The organism is Mesorhizobium sp. B2-4-19, from assembly GCF_006441315.1.
GTDB lineage: Bacteria > Pseudomonadota > Alphaproteobacteria > Rhizobiales > Rhizobiaceae > Mesorhizobium.
Genome location: NZ_VFUV01000026.1, coordinates 47,621 through 65,641, shown reverse-complemented (window position 1 = coordinate 65,641; position 18,021 = coordinate 47,621). Strand labels below are relative to the sequence as shown.

The 18,021-nt window shown below is 64.7% G+C and carries 17 protein-coding genes, 1 pseudogene and 1 riboswitch; of the genes and pseudogenes, 9 read left to right on the top strand and 9 right to left on the bottom strand.

The annotated features are described in order from the left end of the window. From FJ546_RS29400 to FJ546_RS29385, 4 genes and pseudogenes are all read left to right on the top strand, one after another. A pseudogene (locus FJ546_RS29400) lies at nucleotides 1-538 on the top strand (helicase); the annotation flags it as partial. Between the two features lie 14 nt (nucleotides 539-552). After that, nucleotides 553-939, top strand: coding sequence for an RNA-binding S4 domain-containing protein (locus FJ546_RS29395; protein WP_140892662.1), 387 nt, complete (start codon nucleotides 553-555; stop codon nucleotides 937-939). Between the two features lie 246 nt (nucleotides 940-1,185). After that, a complete protein-coding gene (gene fdxA / locus FJ546_RS29390) occupies nucleotides 1,186-1,524 on the top strand; it encodes a ferredoxin FdxA (RefSeq protein WP_008873823.1) in 339 nt (112 codons plus the stop codon). A gap of 370 nt (nucleotides 1,525-1,894) precedes the next feature. Next, nucleotides 1,895-2,476, top strand: coding sequence for a CarD family transcriptional regulator (locus FJ546_RS29385; RefSeq protein ID WP_010911999.1), 582 nt, complete (start codon nucleotides 1,895-1,897; stop codon nucleotides 2,474-2,476). A 78-nt stretch (nucleotides 2,477-2,554) separates the two neighbouring features. Here FJ546_RS29385 and FJ546_RS29380 read toward each other — a convergent pair whose 3' ends face one another. From FJ546_RS29380 to FJ546_RS29370, 3 genes are all read right to left on the bottom strand, one after another. After that, complete coding sequence (locus FJ546_RS29380; RefSeq protein ID WP_140892660.1) at nucleotides 2,555-3,328, bottom strand: amino acid ABC transporter ATP-binding protein; 774 nt, start codon at nucleotides 3,326-3,328, stop codon at nucleotides 2,555-2,557. Continuing rightward, a complete protein-coding gene (locus FJ546_RS29375; protein WP_095772076.1) occupies nucleotides 3,325-4,005 on the bottom strand; it encodes an amino acid ABC transporter permease in 681 nt (226 codons plus the stop codon). The genes FJ546_RS29380 and FJ546_RS29375 overlap by 4 nt, the downstream gene beginning before the upstream one ends. Nucleotides 4,006-4,142: 137 nt before the next feature. Next, nucleotides 4,143-4,916, bottom strand: a complete 774-nt coding sequence (locus FJ546_RS29370) for an amino acid ABC transporter substrate-binding protein (protein WP_140892659.1) — start codon at nucleotides 4,914-4,916, stop codon at nucleotides 4,143-4,145. 318 nt (nucleotides 4,917-5,234) lie between these two features. Between FJ546_RS29370 and FJ546_RS29365 the strand changes: the two genes are divergently transcribed. Continuing rightward, entirely contained in the window at nucleotides 5,235-6,098 is an 864-nt protein-coding gene (locus FJ546_RS29365; RefSeq protein ID WP_140892658.1) for an RNA polymerase factor sigma-32, read from the top strand. Nucleotides 6,099-6,115: 17 nt separating this feature from the next. On the opposite strand, the gene FJ546_RS29360 is transcribed toward FJ546_RS29365, so the two are convergent. The 4 genes from FJ546_RS29360 to thiB all read right to left on the bottom strand — a co-directional run bounded on the left by FJ546_RS29360 (nucleotide 6,116) and on the right by thiB (nucleotide 11,474). Further along, complete coding sequence (locus FJ546_RS29360) at nucleotides 6,116-7,585, bottom strand: M48 family metalloprotease (protein ID WP_140892656.1); 1,470 nt, start codon at nucleotides 7,583-7,585, stop codon at nucleotides 6,116-6,118. 258 nt (nucleotides 7,586-7,843) lie between these two features. Continuing rightward, nucleotides 7,844-8,620, bottom strand: coding sequence for a thiamine ABC transporter ATP-binding protein (gene thiQ / locus FJ546_RS29355; protein ID WP_140892655.1), 777 nt, complete (start codon nucleotides 8,618-8,620; stop codon nucleotides 7,844-7,846). Beyond that, nucleotides 8,613-10,232, bottom strand: coding sequence for a thiamine/thiamine pyrophosphate ABC transporter permease (gene thiP / locus FJ546_RS29350; RefSeq protein WP_140892665.1), 1,620 nt, complete (start codon nucleotides 10,230-10,232; stop codon nucleotides 8,613-8,615). The genes thiQ and thiP overlap by 8 nt, the downstream gene beginning before the upstream one ends. Nucleotides 10,233-10,475: 243 nt before the next feature. Beyond that, complete coding sequence (gene thiB, locus FJ546_RS29340) at nucleotides 10,476-11,474, bottom strand: thiamine ABC transporter substrate binding subunit (RefSeq protein ID WP_140892653.1); 999 nt, start codon at nucleotides 11,472-11,474, stop codon at nucleotides 10,476-10,478. 44 nt (nucleotides 11,475-11,518) lie between these two features. Next, nucleotides 11,519-11,633, bottom strand: a riboswitch (TPP riboswitch). A gap of 88 nt (nucleotides 11,634-11,721) precedes the next feature. Here thiB and FJ546_RS29335 point away from each other — a divergent pair. The 4 genes from FJ546_RS29335 to FJ546_RS29320 all read left to right on the top strand — a co-directional run bounded on the left by FJ546_RS29335 (nucleotide 11,722) and on the right by FJ546_RS29320 (nucleotide 14,788). After that, entirely contained in the window at nucleotides 11,722-12,366 is a 645-nt protein-coding gene (locus FJ546_RS29335) for a thiamine diphosphokinase (protein WP_140892651.1), read from the top strand. Nucleotide 12,367: 1 nt separating this feature from the next. Then, nucleotides 12,368-14,188 (top strand): ABC-F family ATP-binding cassette domain-containing protein, encoded by a 1,821-nt coding sequence (locus FJ546_RS29330; protein ID WP_140892649.1) that lies wholly within the window; start codon nucleotides 12,368-12,370, stop codon nucleotides 14,186-14,188. Between the two features lie 118 nt (nucleotides 14,189-14,306). After that, nucleotides 14,307-14,489, top strand: coding sequence for a type II toxin-antitoxin system CcdA family antitoxin (locus FJ546_RS29325; RefSeq protein WP_281405666.1), 183 nt, complete (start codon nucleotides 14,307-14,309; stop codon nucleotides 14,487-14,489). Further along, nucleotides 14,489-14,788 (top strand): CcdB family protein, encoded by a 300-nt coding sequence (locus tag FJ546_RS29320; RefSeq protein ID WP_140892647.1) that lies wholly within the window; start codon nucleotides 14,489-14,491, stop codon nucleotides 14,786-14,788. The genes FJ546_RS29325 and FJ546_RS29320 overlap by 1 nt, the downstream gene beginning before the upstream one ends. A gap of 26 nt (nucleotides 14,789-14,814) precedes the next feature. Here FJ546_RS29320 and FJ546_RS29315 read toward each other — a convergent pair whose 3' ends face one another. Beyond that, nucleotides 14,815-16,524 (bottom strand): hypothetical protein, encoded by a 1,710-nt coding sequence (locus FJ546_RS29315; RefSeq protein ID WP_140892646.1) that lies wholly within the window; start codon nucleotides 16,522-16,524, stop codon nucleotides 14,815-14,817. Nucleotides 16,525-16,599: 75 nt separating this feature from the next. Next, nucleotides 16,600-17,898: an adenylosuccinate synthase gene (locus FJ546_RS29310; protein WP_140892644.1), complete on the bottom strand. Its 1,299-nt coding sequence runs from the start codon at nucleotides 17,896-17,898 to the stop codon at nucleotides 16,600-16,602. Nucleotides 17,899-18,021: the final 123 nt, after the last annotated feature.

The window sequence follows — 18,021 nt, the reverse complement described above, 5'->3', positions numbered from 1 at the left end:
CCCCACCCCGGCGCTGCGCGCCGACCCTCCCCACGAGGGCCAGGGTGAGGCCGGCGAGCCCATCGCCGAAGCCGAAGCGCCCAAGCCGATCCTGCTGTGGCGCCAGGGCCGTTTCGAACAGCGCCCCCGCCATCACGAAGGCCGCAACAACCGCCAGCGCAACGGACAAGCGCGCGGCCGTGGCAATGCGCCGGCTGAGGCCGGCGCTGCTCAAACCACCGGCGCGCCCGGCGAACGTCCCGCTCATGAGGGGCGTCGCGATAGCGCCGGCAAGCCGCGCTTCGACCGTTCGAAGTTCAAGCCCAAGCCGCAGGATGAAGGCGAACAGCGCCGTGACGGCCGCCCGCAGGGCGAGCGTCGCGAAGGCCGGCCAGACTGGAAGGGTGGCCGGCCCGAGGGCAAGGGCGGTCCCGATCGCGACAAGGGAGGCGCAAAGCCTGCTTTCCAGCCGAAGCCGCGCGAGGAACGTCCGGTGCGCTTCGATCCGGATTCGCCGTTCGCCAAGCTCGCCGCCTTGCGCGACCAGTTGAAGAAGTAGGCTCGGTAGGTCCGATGGTTGCCGAAGGCCGCCAGCGCATCGACAAATGGCTGTTCTTCTCGCGCGCGGTGAAATCGCGCTCGCTGGCGGCGAAGCTCGTCGTCGCCGGGCGCGTGCGCATCAATCGCGACAAAGCAGCGCAGGCCTCCGATCTGGTCAAGCCGGGCGACGTGCTGACCATCACGCTCGACCGGCGCATTTTCGTCTGGAAGGTGCTCGGCGCCGGTGTCCGGCGCGGCCCGGCGGAGGAAGCCCGCACCCTCTATGAGGATGTGTCGCCGCCGCCGACACCGAAGGGCGAGGCGCTTCCCGACGCCATACCGGCGCTGCGCGAGGCCGGCAGCGGCCGCCCGACCAAAAGAGAGCGCCGCCAGACCGACCGCCTGCTTGGCGAAGATTGAGGCTGTCTGGCCAGATCGCGGCCGCCGACCGAAGGCGACGGCGGGCGCAGGGCAGAACGGAACCGGCAAACAAGATGCTCCCGTGGCATCAGCCACCCTTGCCGCGCCTGCCGCCTGGAATTCCATTCCGCAAACGCCGAGGCGGCCGCGCATGGCAACCCTTGCAAGCGAGAGACAAAGGCGTTACCTCACGGAAAAAGCCCAAGAAAACCGGCCCATCAAGCTGGGACGTCCCGGAGCCGACCGATGACCTATGTCGTGACCGACAATTGCATCAAATGCAAATATATGGACTGCATCGAGGTCTGTCCGGTCGACTGTTTCTATGAAGGCGAGAACATGCTCGTCATCCATCCCGACGAGTGCATCGACTGCGGCGTCTGCGAGCCCGAATGCCCGGCCGACGCGATCAAGCCCGACACCGAGCCAGGTCTCGACAAATGGCTGCAGATCAACACCGAATACGCCGAGAAATGGCCCAACATCACCGCCAAGAAGGAGCCGCCGGCAGACGCCAAGACCTTCGACGGCGAGGCCGGCAAGTTCGAGAAATACTTCTCCGCCGAGCCCGGCGAAGGCGATTGACAATACGGCCGTAAAGGCTTGTATGACGCAGCGTAACAGGCAGATCGGATTAACCGCCTTGACAGGCGGCGACTGGTTGTGGACTTCGCTTACGCAGCAAAACCTTGATTCTTCCGACTTTTTGTGCTACATCAGCGAAACATGCCGGTGACACAACGTCGATTTATGGCGCAGACGCCCCAAATCACTGAAAGGTGAAAATCCCATTCCGGACCAGAGCGATCTGGGGTCAGGCGGTCGCGGTTCGTGCGGTTTGCCGGTCCCGACCTTTCCGGTGGGTTCATCTGTTGTGCGGCTAACGATCGGTTTCCCCGGTCGCACGAGTTCAGCCGGCACCGCCGCCGGCCCATAACAAGGAGTTCAGGGCGTAATGGCAACGATCACCCCGCAGAAGAAGTCCACTGGTGCGCGTCACGGTTTCAAGACCGGCGAGTACATCGTCTATCCGGCGCATGGCGTTGGCCAGATCGTGTCCATCGACGAGCAGGAAGTGGCCGGCCATAAGCTGGAACTGTTCGTCATCGACTTCCAGAAGGACAAGATGCGCTTGAAGGTGCCGGTCGCCAAGGCGACCTCCATTGGCATGCGCAAGCTGTCGGAAGAGGATTATGTCGAGCGCGCGTTGAAGGTCGTGCAGGGCCGCGCCCGCGTCAAGCGCACCATGTGGTCGCGCCGCGCCCAGGAATATGATGCCAAGATCAATTCCGGCGACCTGATCTCGATCTCGGAAGTCGTGCGCGACCTCTACCGTGCCGACAACCAGCCGGAGCAGTCCTATTCCGAGCGTCAGCTTTACGAGGCGGCACTCGACCGCATGGCCCGCGAGATCGCGGCCGTCAACCGCATGTCGGAAACCGAAGCCGTGCGCCTGATCGAGGTCAACCTCAACAAGGGCCCTAAGCGCGGCGCCAAGGCCGACAATGAGGAAGCCGAGCAGGAAGAAGCTGCCTGAGATCTTGTGCCTTTAAGTTCACGAAAAACCCGGCCTCGCGCCGGGTTTTTTGTCTCTCGGACAAGGCAGGGGTCGAGCCTACACTTGACCGCCGCCTTCCTTCTCAGCCTCCTGCTTCAGCGTCGCGATGAAGCGCTTGGTCCGTTCGCGCTCCGGATTGCCGAACAATGTGACCGACGGCCCCTGCTCGACGATGACGCCCGCATCGAGGAACACCGCTTCCTGGGCGATCTTGGAGGCAAGCCGCAGGTCGTGTGTCGCCATCACCATGGTCGTGCCTTCGCTGGCGAGCTTGCCGAGCACGTCGACCACCTCTTGAGCCAGTTCCGGATCGAGCGCCGAAGTCGGCTCGTCGCACAGCAGCACCTTCGGCGACGGCGCCAAGGCGCGGGCGATCGCCACGCGCTGCTGCTGGCCGCCTGACAGCGTCGCTGGCCAGGCATCGGCCTTGTGCGCCATCCCGACCTTTTCCAGCAAGGCCAGCGCCCGCTCACGCGCCTTCTCAGGCGACCATTTCAGCACCGTCACCAGTCCCTCCATGACGTTCTCGATGGCGGTGCGGTGCGGAAACAGCTGGAAATTCTGGAACACCATGCCGGTCTGCAGGCGCAGCCGCCTGATATCGGCGGCCGGCACCTTGATGCCCGGGCGAAACGCGAGCGTCTCGTCGCCGATGCGCACCGTGCCGGAAGTCGGGATTTCAAGGAGGTTGATGCAGCGCAACAGCGTGCTTTTCCCCCCGCCCGAAGGGCCGACCAGTGCCGTGACACTGCCTTCGGCGATCACGACCGTCACGCCCTTGAGCACGAGATTGTCGCCGAAGCGCTTTTCGATATTGGTGAGGCCGATCATGCGCGCGCCTCCAGGAAGCCGCCATAGCGGTTGAGCCGCTCCTCCAGCCGCGTCTGCAGGGCCGACAGCACGGAACTCATCGCCAGATAGAGGATCGCCGCCTCGACATAGAGGATCAGTGGCTCATAAGTGGTGGCGACGATGCGCTGCGCCGCCTGGAACATCTCGGGCACGGTGATGGCGGCGGCCAGCGAGGTGTCCTTGACCAGCGAGATGAAGGTGTTGGAGAGCGGCGGCACCGCGACGCGGCCGGCCTGCGGCAGGATGGTGCGCCGCATCGCCTGGCTCCAGGTCATGCCGATCGAATAGGCGGCTTCCCACTGGCCCTTCGGCACGGAGCCGATGGCCGCGCGGATGATTTCCGACGTGTAGGCGCCGATATTCAGCGTGAAGCCGATCAGCGCTGCGGTAAAAGCATCGAGCAGGATGCCGACCGACGGCAGGCCATAGAAGATCAGGAACAGCTGCACCAGCAGCGGTGTGCCGCGGAAAATCCAGACATAGAAGCGCACGAGCATGACCAGCGGCTTCGGCCCGAACAGTCGGCCGAGTGCTGCCCCGAGGCCAACGGTCAGGCCCAGCACGAAGGACAAGAGCGTCAGCGGTACGGTGAAAATCAGGGCGGCCCAGAGCAGCGAAGGCAGCGACTCCAGCATCAGTTGCAGCCAGTGCGGCACGAAAGACCCTCCAGAATGGTCGAGCTGGCTTCATCGAAGCGCGAATGCGTCAGCCATATCACGACAAAAGCGGCGAGCCGTCAAAGACGGCCCGCCGCTGGTGCATTACAGGGGCGACAACTCGCCCTCACTTGAAATTACTTCGAGACGTCCTGGCCGAAATAGGTGTCGGCGATCTTCTTGTAGGTGCCGTCGGCCTTGAGATCGGCCAGCGCCTTGTTGATGGCGGCAACCAGTTCCGGATCGCCCTTGCGCACGATGACGCCGGAATAGTCGGCGTTTTCCTCTTGCGCGGCGATCTTCACATTGGCGTCGGGCTTGTGCTTCTTGAAATCGAGGAACGACAGGCTGTCATTGATGGTGGCGTCGGCGCGGCCGGTCAAAAGCAACTGGATAGACTGGTCGAAGCCGTCGGTGCCGACAAGTTCGGCGCCGTTCGCCTCGGCCAGCTTGCCGAAGTTCGAGGTCAGCGACTGCGCCGACTTCTTGCCCTTGAGATCGGCGAAGGTCTTGATGTCGGTGTTGTCGCCGCGCACGATCAGCACCGCCTTGGAGGCGATGTAGGGATCGGAGAAATCATACTTGGCCTTGCGCGCGTCGGTGATGCCGACCTCGTTGATGACGGCGTCGTAGCGCTTGACGTCGAGACCGGCGATCAGCCCGTCCCATTTGCCCTCGAGGAATTCGACCTTGACGCCGAGCTTGTCGGCGATCGCCTTGGCGATCTCGACGTCGAAGCCGACCAAGGCGCCGGACGCGTCATGGTAGGTGAAGGGCGCGTAGGTGCCTTCCGTGCCGACCTTAATGACGCCGGCCTGTTTGATCTGATCGAGATTGGCGCCGGCATGGCCTGATGTGACCGCCAGGGCCTGCAGCGTTGCGGCGACGATAAGCGACTTGAGCCATTTCATTTTTTTGTGATCCCGTCCTTGGCCTGATGTCTGGCCTGCTGTGAGGGCTGGAAAATGACAGATGCGAGCAGAAAGAATAAGGAACCATATTTCAAAAACAAGGAAATCCTGAAACCAAATTCTCCAAATAAGGGTTCGTGCAGCGACTGAACGTCCCCGGCGACCGCGTCGAAATCGCCGGGATAGCATCACTCGCCCCGCCCGCGCCATCGGAACCTTTCTCGCGCATGGCAGTTTTGGCTGTTCTAGGGCGCGACGCCGCGATTTCAACAGGCGCCCTGCCAAGTTCGTAAACGTTGGTTATGTCGGGAGCGCCTCATGATGGAAGACACGGCAGGACGGGTCATGGTCCGCGCGGCGATGAAGGCTCCCTATCTCGAACGCGACGAGGAACATCGGCTGGCCTTGCTCTGGAAGCAAGACAACGACCAGAACGCCCTGCACAGCATCACGGTGGCCCATATGCGGCTGGTCATTTCCATGGCCTCGAAATTCCGCCATTACGGCCTGCCGCTCGGCGACCTGATCCAGGAAGGCCATGTCGGCCTGCTTGAGGCCGCCGCCCGCTTCGAGCCCGAGCGCGAGGTGCGGTTTTCCACCTATGCGACGTGGTGGATCCGCGCCTCGATGCAGGACTACATCCTGCGCAACTGGTCGATCGTGCGCGGCGGAACCAGTTCCGCGCAGAAAGCCCTGTTCTTCAACCTGCGCCGCCTGCGCGCCCGGCTGGCGAACGGCGCCGAGCCGCTTTCCAACACGACGCTCTACCGCGAAGTGTCGGTTGCGCTTGGCGTCTCCGAGGCTGACGTGGCGTTGATGGATTCACGGCTGTCGGCGCCCGACTCCTCGCTCAACATGCCGCTTGCCGACGATGCAGGCGCGACCGAGCGGATGGACTTCCTGGTTTCCGACGATCCCCTGCCCGACGAGATCGTCGGCGACAAGATCGATGTCGCGCGCCGTTCGCTTTGGCTGCGGGAGGCGCTTCACGCGCTGAACGCCCGTGAACTCAGGATCATCGAGGAACGCCGGCTGAACGACGAGGGCGCCACGCTCGAGGCTCTCGGCGAGATGCTCGGTATTTCCAAGGAACGCGTCCGCCAGATCGAGGCCCGCGCCATGGAAAAGCTCAAAGTGGCGCTGGTGAAGCAGAACCCCGACTTTCTGGCGACAGCCGCCTGATTCCGTGCAGCGGGATCCTATTTGTCGGTGACGATCTTGACCTTGTCGCCGGCCGAAACCGCGGCCCCCGGCGACAACGCGTTGAGCACGCGGAACAGATCGAGCTTGCGGTCGACGCCGACCATCTGCGCGGCGAGCGAGCCCATCGTCTGCCCCGGCTGCACGATGAGCACGCGTATATGCAGCGGCTTCAGGGCCGCCTTTTCAGCGGCACTGAGGATACGGAACGACCCGCTGACCGAACGCGCCACCGCCTCCAGCGAGGTGCTGGCCGAGGGCGCCGCGGTCAGCAGCCGGTAGACCTGGCCGCCGGCACGGATCACCGCGATGTCGAACTGCCAGCCTTCGGCACTGGCATGCGCGGTCGCGGCCTCGTTGCCGTTGATGGTTTCCTGCTTGACGCTGCCGTCTTCGAGACCGGCCACCCAGCCGCTTCTGATGTAGTCGGTCAGGGCGCGGTTCTTGTCGATCGAAACGCCGTCGAAGCGGATCGCTATGTCGCCCGGCCCGGTCGCCGTCACCGCCGCCGCCGAATTGTCGATGATAAAACCGTCCGGCACCGTGAACGACACGCCGAGACCCGGATGCAGGAAGGTCTCGCCACGCACGTAGCCTTCTTCCGGCGTGTCGCCATAGAGCAGGCCGTCTATGCCGGCGAGGAAGGAATCGCGGTCGCGCGTGCCGACGCCGGGCGCGCCGAACTGGCGGGCATGGCGCTGCGCCAGGTCGATGCGCTGCGGCGTGTTGGGATGCGTCGCCAGAAAGTCGAGGCTGGCGTCGGTGGCGCCGCTGATCGAGCGGAAATCGGTATAGGCCGACATCGACTGCAGGAAGCGGCCGGCGGCATAGGGGTCGTAGCCGGCTTCGCCGATCGACTTGATGCCGATGGCGTCGGCCTCGAGCTCCTGGTTGCGCGAGAACTGCGCCAGCCGGAGCTTGCCGCGGATCAAAGCCGCCTTGGCGGTCGGGCTGTCGCCGAGCACGTCGGAAACCACTTTGGTCGCCAGGCCTTCCTCGGCCTCCAGCTGCTGACGCTGCAGGCCGTGATTGGCGGTGACGTGGCCCATCTCATGCGCGATGACGGCGGCGAGCTCGGACGAATCATTGGCCAGCGCCAGCAGGCCGCGCGTGATGTAGAGATAGCCGCCCGGCAGCGCGAAGGCGTTGACGTTGGGCGAATTGAGGATGGTGATGCGATAGGTCTGGGTCGGGTTCGCCGACACAACGGTCAGATTGCCGACGACCTTGGCGACCATGCGCTCGAGCTTGGGATCGGAATATTCGCCGCCATAGGTCGCCAGGATGCGCGGATGCTGCGCCTTGGCCAGTTCGGCGAGCCTGTTGTTGGCGCCGACATTGTCGACCGTGATCGGCTTGTCGGATGGCTGGAAGCCGGATTCCTGGACTGCCGGAGGCGTGAACATCTGGCAGCTTGCGAGCGCGACGGCGAAGCCGGCAAGCGCCACAAAGCGCGCCAGCGGATTCATTCGTAGCTTGTCGACGCCGATCGCCAGAGCGGCTTCCTTTCAGGTCCCGGCGCATGACCAAGAAAATCGGGGGCGATCTTCGGAGCCTGTCATGCGCAAATACAAATTTCTACGGCACCCGTTGCGCGTCCCCTGGGGCGCGCGGCGGATGCAGTAGGCAAATCACGGCCTGTGCCGGACCAGTAGGGCGGACCTAGCCACACTACTTCTGCCATGGCAAGCAAGCGCCCCTTCGCCTGATGCCGGTTTGACCGTAAATTATGTCCGCTTCCGGGCAATATCTCGTGATACGGCATTGCCGGCACCTGCACCGATATAGCGCCGGAACGCCTCCGGACCAGCCCCGGCAAAGAAATCGTCCGCGCTGCCGGTGGCGGCAACGGCGCCATCGTCCAGAAACACCACATTCTGGCCAATGCGGCGGGCGTCCTCTGGCTGGTGCGTGACGAACAGCACCGTCATGCCGCGCTCCGCATGCACACCGGCAACCAGGTCGAGCATATCGTCACGCAAGGCGGGCCCGAGCGAAGCGAAGGGCTCGTCGAGCAGCAGCACCGGGCGATCGCGCACCAGCACGCGCGCCAGGGCGACGCGCTGGCGCTCGCCGCCGGAGAGTTCGCGCGGTAGCCGCTTGTCCTTGCCGCCAAGGCCTGTGCGTTCCAACGCCTCGGCAATGGCGGTTCGATCGGCTTCGCTCAGCCGCAGCGATGGCGAGCGGCCGATCCCGACATTCTGCTCGACGGAGAGATGCGCAAAAAGGTTGTTTTCCTGAAACACCATCGACACCGGCCGCGCAGCCGGAGGATCGGCGCCGACATCGACACCGCCGATCAGCACACGGCCTGACCGCGGCGTCTCGAAGCCGGCGACGAGGTTGAGCAGCGTCGACTTGCCCGAACCGCTCGGCCCCATGATGGCGGTGATTTCCGCCGCCGCGAACGCGACATCGAAGGTGAGCGGCGCCTCGCCATAGCTGAACGAGACCTTGTCCAGCCGCACCGGAACACCCTTCCTTCTCATCGCCCCGTCAGACATTGCGGACCTTGTCTCTTCCCAGCCAGTCCGCCGCCAGCACCAAGGCGAGGCAAACGAGACCAAGCAACAGCGCCAGGCCGGCGGCGTCCTCGGTGCGGTAGCTGCCCATGCGCGCCAGGAGAAGGTAAGGCAAGGTCTGCACGGAATCACTGCCGAACAGTGCGATGACGCCGAGATCGCCGAGCGACAGCGCCATGGCGAAGGCGAAGGCCGTGGCGAGCGGCCGCCGCAATGACGGCCAGTCGACCAGCCGCAGCCTCGCCCAGCCGGAAATGCCGAGCTGCGCGCAGAGCCGTTCGTGGCGCTCGCTCGCCGCGTCATAGGCGGGACGGACGGCTCGCAGTGCGAAAGGCATCGCCATGACAGCGTTGACGGTGACGACCATGACCGGGGCGATGGCAAAGACATCGCCGGCATGGCGCAGCAGGAGGAACCAGCCGGCTCCGATGACGATCGGCGGCACGACCAGCACAAAACCGGCACCGGTATCCGTGGCATGTTCGAGCAGTGTTCCTGGACCGGAGCGGCGGTTCAACGCGAGTGCCCGTCGCGCCATGGTCAGCGCCAGCGACAGCATCGCCGAAAGCAGTGCCGACAGGAAAGCCAGCACCGCACTGGTCAGCGTCGCCTGCCGGACCGTGACCTCGCCGGCGAGCCGGCCGAGATCGGCGCCCAAGCCTGCCGAGACGATCGCGGCCATCGGTCCGACAACGAACAGCAGCGCCAGCACGATGACCATGGCGTTGAGTGATGCCTCGGTCGTATTGACGGAGAGATAGCGGCGCGGTGCCACCGGCAGGTTGGTGTCGCCGACGACATTGGCGCCAAGCCGCGTCAATGCCAGCACCATGACAAAGGTCAGCGCGATCTGCAGCAATGTCAGGGCGACCGCCCGCGCCGGGTCGAAATCGAAGCGCAGTGCCTGGTAGATGCCGACCTCCAGCGTCGTCGCGGCCGGACCGCCGCCGAGCGTCAGCACGACGGTGAAGGAGGTGATGCAGAGCATGAAGACCAGCCCGGCGACGCCCGGCAGAGCGGCGCGCAGCGTCGGCCATTCGATCAGCCGGAAGGCCGGCCGCGCCGCCATGCCGAGCTGGCTTGCCAGCCGCCACTGGTCGGCGGGAATGGTCTGCAGCGCCTCGAGGAACAGGCGGGTCGCCAACGGCAGGTTGAAGAAGACGTGGGCGACGAGAATGCCGGACAGGCCGTAAATGCCTGGCCAACCCCGGCCGCCAACGGCGCTGAACAGCCCGATGAAATAACCGGCACGGCCGTACAGCGCCAGTATGCCGAGCGCCGCGACGATCGCCGGCAGCGCCAGCGGCACGGCGAAGAGTTGCAGGATGAAGGCGCGGCCGAAGAAACGCGGATGCCGCGACAGGGCGCGCGCCACCAACAGCGCCGGGATAACCGAAAGCAGGGTCGAGAGGGTGGCCTGCCAGAGCGTGAAGCGGACAACGCGAAGCAGATAAGGATCGAAGGCCGCCCGAGCGCCGGAGAAATCGTGAGCGCCTTCGACGAGCAAGCCGGCAAACGCGCCGCCGATCAGCAGCGTGATCGCGGCGAGCGCGAGGATGCCGGCGCTGACGCGGGGATCAGCGGGTTGCACGATCGACCGCCAGTCTCCGCATAGCGACACTTATAGAGGGTTGCGTTCCTTGGCGCCCCCCTCTGTCCTGCCGGACATCTCCCCCACGAGGGGGGAGATTGACTGTTTCAGCGCCTCGCTCATACCTATAGCGTCGGCGATTGGCGAAATCACCGATAGCATTCGATCTCCCCCCTTGTGGGGGAGATGTCCGGCAGGACAGAGGGGGGCGCCGTAGAGCACTCATCTTTCGATCATACGGCCAAACTATTTGCTCATCACCGCCAGCCATTCATCCACCCAGGCCTTGCGGTTGGCGGCAACCTCTTCGGGGCTGAACAGCAGGGTCTTGGCCGGCTTGACCAATTTGTCGAAGGCCGGGTTGAGCGGCTTGTCGGTCTTGCCTGCCGGGAACATCCAGTTGGTCTCGGGAATGGCATCCTGGAATTTCGGCCCGGTCATGAAGGCGATGAATTTTGCGGCCAGCGGGTTCTTGGCTCCGGTCGTGGTGATGCCCGCGACCTCGATCTGCAGATATTCACCTTCCTCGAAAGAAGCGGCCTGGTAGCGCTGCGTGTTCTCGGCGACCATGTGATAGGCCGGCGAGGTCGTGTAGGACAGCACCATCGGCGCCTCGCCCTTGGTGAACAGGCCATAGGCCTCGCTCCAGCCCGGCGTCACGGTCAGCACCTTTGTCCTGAGCTTGGCCCAGGCTTCCGGCGCCTTGTCGCCATAGACCGACTTCACCCACAACAGCAGGCCGAGACCCGGCGTCGAGGTGCGCGGATCCTGGATGACGATCTTGTCATCGGCACTGCCTTCGACCAGTTCCTTCAGGCTCTTCGGCGGCGTTTTCAGTTTTTCGGTGTCATAGACGACAGCGAAATAGCCGTAATCGAAGGGAACAAAAGTATCGTCGCTCCAGCCACCCGGCACTTTGACGTCGGAGACCGCGCCATGCAGGGCAAACAACCCGCTAGCCTTGGCATCGGCGGTGAGATTGGTGTCGAGGCCGAGCACGATATCGGCCTTGGTCGACGCGCCTTCGAGCTTGACGCGGTTGAGCAGGGCCACACCATCGGCGACCGAGACGAACTCGACGTCGCAGCCGCATTCGGCCTCGAATTCCTTCTTCACCACCGGGCCTGGACCCCAGTCGGCGGTGAAGCTCTCATAGGTGTAGACGGTGAGCTTGTCCTTGGCCAAGGCCGGCCCGGACAGCGCCGCGACCATGGTCGAGACAAGAGCGTATAAAAGCGTGCGCATCGGCGCCTCCTTCGTTCGAATTTGAAAGGAATTGAGGCGTCGGACTGTCCGAAACGTCTAATCCCTCCGCCGGTACAAACCGGATCAGGTTCAGCGGGTTGGCGAGACTGCCTCTCAGCCGGTCCGCGAAGATCGCGTCCGGCACCCCGTTAGAGCGTTTTGACACATAGGCCGGGCCGGGGAACCGCGCAAGTGGCAGTTTGCCGGCCTTCCGTTTCCGCTGCCGGGCTGGTACAGGCCACCAGATATGAGCACATTCACCATTCTGCTTGGCGGCGATCTCATCCGCACGCCCCGGCTCGACCGCCAGGTCGAAGGCTCGCGCGTCATTGCCGCCGACGCCGGCATCGGCCATGCGCGGCTTCTGGGTCTTGTGCCTGAATTGTGGGTCGGCGATTTCGATTCGGTTCCGGCCGATCTCCCCGCCGACCTCACCGCAGTGCCGCGCCGGACTTTTCCGGCGGAGAAAGACAAGACCGATGGCGAACTGGCCATCGCGGCCGCACTCGAGCACGGGGCGACCCGCCTTGTGCTGGCAGGTGCGTTCGGCGGCAGGCGCGCCGACCATGCCTTCCTGCATCTGGCGCTCGGCCTGCGGCTGGCCGAGGCCGGAACCGACGTGTTGCTGACCAGCGGCGCCCAGGAGGGTATACCTCTGCTGCCCGGCAACGCCGGCTTCGACTATGCCGACGGCACGCTGTTTTCGATCCTCGGCTTTTCCGAACTTGTCGGCCTGACCGTCACCGGCGCCAAATGGGCGCTCGACCAGGTCGAGGTGGCCTTCGGTTCGTCGCTGACCATTTCCAACGAGGTCAAGGGCCGCCTCGAAATCGTGCTCGGCCACGGCCGAGCGCTGCTGCTCGCGCATCCGTATCCACTACCTGAAAGCTGACATGGCCCCGCCTCTTCTCAATCTCGACGGGATAAAACTGACCTTCGGCGGCACACCGCTGCTCGACGGCGCCGCCCTGACCGCCTCGACCGGCGACAAGATCGCCCTGGTCGGCCGCAACGGGTCCGGCAAGTCGACGCTGCTCAAGATCGCCGCCGGCCTGATCGAGCCGCAGGATGGCGAGGTGTTCCGCCAGCCCTCGGCAACCGTCCGCTATCTGCCGCAGATGCCCGATATGGAAGGTTTCGCCACCGTGCGCGCCTATGTCGAGGCGGGGCTTGGGCCAGCCGACGATCCTTACCGCGCCTCCTATCTGATGGAGCATCTTGGCCTCACCGGCGAGGAACGGCCGGGTGATCTGTCAGGCGGCGAGGCCAGGCGCGCAGCCCTGGCCCGTGTCATGGCGCCGGAGCCTGATATTCTGTTGCTTGACGAGCCGACCAACCATCTTGACCTGTCGGTCATCGAATGGCTGGAAGAAGAGCTCGTGCGCACCTCCTCGGCGCTCATCGTCATCTCGCACGACCGCCGTTTCCTCGAGCGCGTGTCGCGCGCCACCGTCTGGCTCGACCGTGGCCAGACCCGCAGGCTGGACAAGGGCTTTGGCCATTTCGAGGAATGGCGCGACCAGGTGCTGGAAGAGGAAGAGCGCGAGCAGCACAAGCTTGGCCGCCAGATCGTGCGCGAGGAGCACTGGCTGCGTTATGGCGTGACCGCACGCCGCAAGCGCAACATGCGCCGCTTGGGCGAGTTGCAGACCATGCGTCAGCGCTTTCGCGGCCATCGCGGCGCCGAAGGCACCGCGACCATGGTGGCGAGCGACGCCGCCGAATCCGGCAAGCTGGTGATCGAAGCCAAGAACATCGAGAAGAGCTTTGGCGACCTCACCGTGGTCAAGGGCTTCTCGACCCGCATCCAGCGCGGCGACCGCGTCGGCCTCGTCGGACCGAACGGCGCCGGCAAGACGACGCTTTTGAAGATGCTGACCGGCGAATTGGCGCCGGATGCCGGCTCGGTGCGGCTCGGCACCAATCTGGAAATCGCCACGCTCGACCAGAAGCGCGAGGCGGTCGATCCGCAGGAGACGCTGGCGCAATACCTCACCGACGGGCGCGGCGAAAACCTCGTCATCAATGGCGAGCAGCGCCATGTCGTCTCCTACATGAAGGATTTCCTGTTCAAGCCGGAGCAGGCGCGCACACCGGTGCGCGAACTGTCCGGCGGCGAGCGGGCGCGGCTGATCCTGGCGCGCGTGCTGGCTCGGCCGGCGAACCTCCTGGTGCTCGATGAGCCGACCAACGATCTCGACATGGAGACACTGGAACTGCTGCAGGAACTGGTCGCCGGCTTCGCCGGCACCGTCATCCTGGTCAGCCACGACCGCGATTTTCTCGACCGCACCGTGACCAGCATCATCGCGCCGGATGGCGGCGGCCGCTGGGTCGAATATGCCGGCGGCTATTCCGACATGCTGGCGCAGCGCGGCGGCACCAAGCTCGACGACCGCAAGGCGCGCGCCAGGGCTGAAGCCGCCGATGCGCCGGCGACGGACAGGAGCGAACCGGCAGCCCCGAAAGGGCCGGCGAAGAAACTGTCGTTCAAGCAGAAATTCGCCCTGGAATCGCTGCCCAAGAAGATCGAGGCGGTGACCGCGTCGATCTCGCGGCTGGAGAACAACATCGCCGACCCGGCCTATTACGAGCGCGATCCGGCCTCCTTCCAGAAAACCATCGCCGCCCTCGACAAGGAGCGCGCGACGCTGGCCGCGCTCGAGGAAGAGTGGCTGGAACTGGAGATGCTGCGCGAGGAGATGGAGGGGTAAACGATTGTATGCGGGCTTTTGTGCGCGTATATTATGCGCATAAAGAAGGACCCTCTCCATGCTTCAATCGGCACCAAAACCTCAGAGGACGTCCGTCAACACGTCCATTGACTCTCAATTGATCAAGGACGCCAAGGCGTTGGGCATCAACATCTCCCGCGCTGCCGAGGCAGGCATCGCGAAAGCGATAGCGACGGAAAAAACGCGCCGATGGCAGGAAGAAAACAAGGAAGCCATCGAAAGCTCCAATGAATATGTCAGGCGCAACGGACTGCCATTGGCCAAACACCGGCCGTTCTGATGGCGCGTTACGACTTTTATCGGAATGCCGAGGGCGACGGTTATCTGCTGGATGTGCAGTCAGACCTTCTTGAAGGGCTGAGCACGAGGGTCATCATTCCCTTGATGCCGCCTGACACGGCGCCGGTTCCTGGCCGCCGGCTAAACCCGACCTTCGCCATAAACGGCAAGGATCATGTAATGGTCACACAGTTTTTGTCAGCCTTCAGGGCCTCTGAATTGCAGAGCCCAGAAGGAAACCTTTCCAGGCACCATGACGACATCGTCGCCGCGCTCGACATGCTGTTCCAGGGTTTCTGAGTGAGGGCGACCGTTGCGCCGCCTTCTCAGCCCGCCGTCTTCGCCTGCCAGGCCTTGATCGCCTCGTCGAACACCTTCTCGCCGGGAATGCCCTTTTCCATGGTCAGCAGGGCCCGGCGTCCGGTCTTGTAGACGACCGGAACGTCGATCCAGTCCTGGCCGCGCAGCAAGGTCATGTTGGCGTCCTCGTCGGCCTTGGTGTCGTTGAGCGCGACGAGGAAGAAGCCGTCGGCGATCTTGGCCGGAATGCCGATCAGCGGGCTGCCGGCATCCTGCTCGGAACTCTTCATCGCCACGCGCAATATGTTGTCGACGCCGCCGCCCTCGAAACCGTCGGGCGTCAGGAAGATCATCTCGATGATGTGGCTGGCCGGCAGCGTCTGGTCGGTGTTGCGGCGGATGGTCATGCGCAACTGGATGTCCTTGCCGGGTATGGTCGCCTCGGCGCGGATCGCCGGCTCGGGCGGCAGGTCGCCACCGGGCGATTCCTGCACCAGCGACCAGACGATGCTGCCGGGCTCGGCCGAACCCTGCGCGGTGCTGGTGCGCTCCTCATAGAAGATCGCCTTCTGGCCGACCGGCACCGAGGTTCGCGTCGCTGGGGCAGCCGCCGGTGCCGCGGGCGTGGCGCCCGCCGTGGCGGGCGGTGGCGTGGCGGCGGCATTGGCCGGCGCGGCTGGTGCGGCGCTGTTGGCCGGCGGGGTTGCGGGGGGCGCGGTGCCCGCCGCGGGTGCGGTCGCGGCAGGCGCCGCCGCGGCTGGCGCGGGCGCGGCTGCGGCCGGGGGCGGATTGGCCGGGGCATTCGTCGCCGATGGCGGTGTCGTCAGCGCTGCGACGGATTCACCCTCGCCTATGCCGGTTTGGCCACCGGCCGGGCCGGGGTCGGTTTCGCCGCCTTCAGGCGTCAGCCGCTGCGTGAATTTCGTCCCCTCGGCACCTGCCGCGGACGCTGGCGCCGCAGGGGCGTCGGTCGCCGGCTTGGCCGGCGCCGGTTTCACGGGTTCGGTCTTGGCGACGACCTTGCCGCCGTCGAGGCCCAGCATCTTGCTGAAGGCGTCCTTGTTGAGCCAGATGCCATAGCCGCCGCCGGCAACGACCAGCAAGGCCACGACGGCGGCGATCAGCCCGCCATAGCTGCGTTTGCGCTCGGCAGGGCGCAGGCGGAAAGTATCGGCTGCCGCCGGTTCCTCATCGTCCGGGAAGACGTCGGCGCGATCATCGTCCTGGTCCGTATCCATGCCCGGCAAGGCAGGATCGGCGAGATCGGTGGCCACCGGTTGCACCGGCGTGGGTTTCTGCCAACTTGGCTCGGCCTTGGCCACGGGCGAAGGCGCGGACTGGTAAGGTTCCGGCGTGGCGGCAGGCGGCGACGCGGGACGGTAAGGCTCGGCCTTGGCGGCTGGCGGTGCCGGCCACGCCGGCTCCGCCTTCACCGGCTGGCGTGTGTGGCTCGGCTGGTTCTTGTTGCGGTCGATCGAGGAAAAGATATGTTCCAGTTCCGCGAGCGGGTCCGTTTCCGGCACGGTCTTGGCATACTCGCGCTCGACGCTCGTGATCGCGTTTTCCAGTGAGCGCTTGTGCGCGTTTATGGCTTCGGTGGCCAGCGGCGGCGAATATCCCGCGAGCTTCTTGGCCAGCATGGAACGAACGCTGTCATAGATGCGCGTACGCTTTTCGGGCGTCTCGTCGCCGTGCTTGTCGAACGCCTTTTTCAGAACAGCAACAAAATCTGCCATGCTTCAGTCGACCTGTATTTTGCTTCCGCGCCGGCCCCCGCAAATCAGCCGTGATGCCCGGAAAGGCTTCAGAAACTAGTCTTGAAACGGATCGGTCACAAGTATCGTATCGTCCCGTTCCGGGCTGGTGGAGAGGAGGGCCACCGGCGCGCCGATCAACTCCTCTATGTATCGGACATATTTGACGGCCTGGGCCGGAAGGTCGTTCCAGCTGCGCGCGCCGGCAGTGGTGCCTTTCCATCCTTCCAGCGTCTCATAGACTGGTTCGACACGGGCCTGTGCGCCCTGGCTCGCAGGCAGGTAATCGATCATCTCACCGTCGAGGCGATAGCCGGTGCAGACCTTGATCTCGTCCAGCCCGTCGAGCACGTCGAGCTTGGTCAGCGCGATGCCCTTGATGCCGTTGACGGCGACAGCCTGGCGCACCAGCACCGCGTCGAACCAGCCGCAGCGGCGCTTGCGCCCGGTGACCACGCCGAATTCATGGCCGCGCGTGCCGAGGAATTCGCCGATCTCGTTCTTCTGTTCGGTCGGGAACGGACCTTCGCCGACGCGCGTCGTGTAGGCCTTGGTGATGCCAAGGACATAACCGATGGCGCCTGGACCGACGCCTGAGCCGGCGGCGGCCTGGCCGGCCACCGTGTTGGACGAGGTGACGAACGGATAGGTGCCGTGGTCGATGTCGAGCAGCGTGCCTTGCGCGCCCTCGAACAGGATGCGCTCGCCGGCGCGGCGCTTGTCGTCGAGGATCTTCCAGACACGGTCCATGTAGGGCAGGATCTCGTCGGCGACCGAGATCAATTCGGCCATGATCGCGTCATGCGTGACTTCGCCATGGCCAAGCCCGCGGCGCAGCGCATTATGATGCGTCAGCAGCCTGTCGACCTTCAGGGGCAGCGTTTCCAAATCCGCCAGATCCATCACCCGCACCGCGCGCCGACCCACCTTGTCCTCATAGGCCGGACCAATGCCCCGACGGGTCGTGCCAATCTTCGTCCCGGAATTTGACGCGGCGTCCTCGCGGAATCCGTCCAGCTCCCGGTGCAGCGACAGGATAAGCGCTGTGTTTTCGGCTATTTTCAGGCGACCCGGCGTCACTTCGACGCCCTGTGCCTTGAGCTTTGCCACTTCGGCCACGAAAGCATGCGGGTCGAAGACAACGCCATTGCCGATGATGGACAGCTTGCCCTGCCGCACGACGCCAGACGGCAACAGCGACAGCTTGTAGACCTTGCCGTCGACGACCAGCGTGTGGCCCGCATTGTGGCCACCCTGGAAACGCACCACGACATCGGCGCGCTCCGACAGCCAGTCGACGATCTTGCCCTTGCCTTCGTCGCCCCACTGCGAGCCGACGACCACCACATTGGCCATGTTTCTTTTCCCTTGAGACGCCGCCGAGCGGCTTGGATATGGTTCGAAACGACAGGCCTCTATAGCGTCAAGACCTCGCGAGCGCGACCTTTCTTTGCCGCCGAAAATGCCCTGAGGCACAAC